The organism is Paraburkholderia sp. (genome assembly GCF_026225065.1).
Classification (GTDB): domain Bacteria; phylum Pseudomonadota; class Gammaproteobacteria; order Burkholderiales; family Burkholderiaceae; genus Paraburkholderia.
Map to the genome: position 1 here is coordinate 1 of NZ_JAMFSB010000220.1, position 2420 is coordinate 2420.

The following is a 2420-nucleotide window of genomic DNA, read 5'->3' on the forward strand; positions in this document are numbered from 1 at the left end:
AGCTTCCGGTTTGGCGGTCTACGACGCGCATTCCGGCGCGGCCACCGGCTACATCACCGCCGAGGCCGACTATCTGATCACCAAATCGCTGATCGCCACGGTCGAACTGAAATTCGCACGCCTATACGGAAACTCCGCGTCGAGTCCTATCACGCGGCGTGTACAGCAAAATACGGACACCTTCGCGCTGACTTACACGTTTTGACGCGTATTCTCCACGGCAAGAATTACTGAGTACCCCCAAGTCTTTCGAATAGATGTCATACAAGCGTAAGAGGCAGAAAGGTACAGAAAAGGGCCAGGTGTCTTGCATTTTCACGAGAATCTCATGTGAGAACCCATGTCCTCACGCCATCGAATGCGATACCATTGCCCCCCAATCAATAAGTTAGGCGTGCCATGAAGCACGCAGTGCTGTGAAAATTCAAAACGCCAAAAGGTGGGCCCCACGCGGTTCCCGGGCTTGGCTTGCCGCGTTTCTCGCTTTGGCGGTGGCAAGTGGAGTGCGCATGCTGCTCAGCCCATTCCTCGGCCCCGCGATGCCGGGCGCATTATTCTGCGTCGCCGCTGCGCTCATCGAATATTTTTTCGGGCTAGGGCCCGCCTTGACCGTCATGCTCGTCGGACTGGTCATCGCCGACTATCTGTTTGTGCCGCCGTATGCAGACTTCTCTGTGTTCGATCACAGCGACCTGATGCTCGTCGTCTCGTATCCGGGGGTGACGCTTTTCATCATCTGCCTGATCGAGCGCCTGCGCCGGGCACAGTTTCGCGCGGAGATGTTTGCGTCAGTGTCTAAATCGCGTTATGAAATGTTGCTACGCGCGGATAACAAGCGCGCGCTGCGGCTTCGCACGATTGACGAAACACATCGGCTCTTGCGCCATCTGCCGCACTATCACGACTCCATCATCCTGATCCAGGCGCTCGACCGGAAAGCGTCGTTGCGTCCAGACGCGGATCACGCGGCCGGCACAGCACACTCCCTGCCGCATACCTCGGCGCCCGGCAGCCGCTTTTCAGCGGTGCATCCGGCAGATATCGCACGCCTCCAGAACACCCTTTCGCCTGGCAGTCATCGCCTGCGAATCAGGAGCGGCGACCACACGTATAAGCCTGTCGATTGCGTCGGGGAGCGTTTTACGACGCATGCCGGCGACTTTCTGGTTCTGCGAATCGAGGCTTAAGCATTGGATCAAGCTACACACATCCTCCAGGAAAGCGGTGAGCACGCCGTGCTCATGCTGCACGGCCTCTCGAGTTCGCCACTCGAAATGCGCTTTCTCGCACGTCATTTGAACAGCGAAGGATTTACCGCTTTCGCGCCAGTGCTGGATGGCTACAGCGCGGGATCCCCGGAACGCGACATGCAAGCGTGGGTCGACGCTGCCGTGCGTGAGTTCGACTCGCTGGCCGAGCGCTATGCGCGGGTGTCGGTGTGCGGACTGTCGGTAGGAGCGGCCCTGGCGCTGGCCGTGGTCAGCAAACGGCCGACGGCCCACGCAGTCGTGCTGTTATCAGTCACGCTCTCGTACGACGGTTGGGCCATACCGTGGTACCGGTTTTTGCTTGGCTGGGCCTACTACACGCCGCTGCGCAGTCGCTGGCGTTATCGCGAAGCCTCGCCGTTCGGTCTGCGTAATGAGGCTTTGCGTGCGAAGATTGCGCGCGCCATGCAGCGCAATGGCATCAGCGAGGTGGGGCCGTCTACGATCTCGCTGCCCGCGTTGCGCGAGGCGAGCCGGCTTGCGAAACGCGTTCGCGCGAGCCTCGCCGGCATCACGACCGACTGCCTGATCATTCATGCCATCGACGATGAAACGGCCAATCCGCGCAACGCGCATGACGTTGCTGCGAAGATTGCTTCACCCTTTCTGCGCACGATCTACCTCGACGACTCGTATCACATGATCACCTCGGACAACGAGCGTGAAATCGTGGCGTCCGAAACCGCCGCGTTCCTGCGCGAGAGCGAAGCCGCCCGCGGCATTGGCAGCGGTGCGGAGTCACTGGTCGTCTCCAAGGCGCTCGCGCGGCGCCTGCGGCAACTGGCGGCACTGGGAAGCTGACAAGGCGGTTTCATGGCGGATTGAAAGGAATTCACGTCGCATCAAGCTTGTAATTGCGACTCATTCGCATTAGCATGAGGTCCCACCCTGCTACCACTCCATGCGTCCGATGCCCTCTCTCACCCGCGGCGCCCGCCTGTTGCTTGCTCTTCCCTTTGTCATTGCGTTGCTCAGTTGCAGCGCGCCTTCCGCAGACGTTCAGTCGCGCGTCGACGCCGCCACGCCGGCATATCAGGTCGAGATTCGCCGCACTGCCCTCGGCATTCCGCATGTGAAAGCGGACGACTGGGGCAGCCTCGGCTACGGATATGGCTATGTGCAGGCCCAGGACAATCTGTGCACGATGGCCGA

General features: G+C 60.3%; 4 protein-coding genes. All 4 read left to right on the forward strand.

Annotation, left to right across the window (positions count from 1 at the left end):
- Window positions 1–205, forward strand: a 205-nt coding sequence (locus M0954_RS16285; RefSeq protein WP_297354280.1) for a MipA/OmpV family protein, incomplete at its 5' end; no start/stop codon positions are given.
- Between the two features lie 211 nt (window positions 206–416).
- Window positions 417–1187 carry a DUF4118 domain-containing protein gene (locus M0954_RS16290; protein WP_122157369.1) on the forward strand — a complete coding sequence of 257 codons (771 nt, stop codon included), beginning with the start codon at window positions 417–419 and terminating at the stop codon, window positions 1185–1187.
- A 54-nt stretch (window positions 1188–1241) separates the two neighbouring features.
- Complete coding sequence (locus M0954_RS16295; protein ID WP_122157370.1) at window positions 1242–2069, forward strand: alpha/beta fold hydrolase; 828 nt, start codon at window positions 1242–1244, stop codon at window positions 2067–2069.
- Window positions 2070–2169: 100 nt separating this feature from the next.
- Window positions 2170–2420 (forward strand): penicillin acylase family protein (locus M0954_RS16300; RefSeq protein WP_297354281.1); only part of this gene is annotated, 251 nt, incomplete at its 3' end.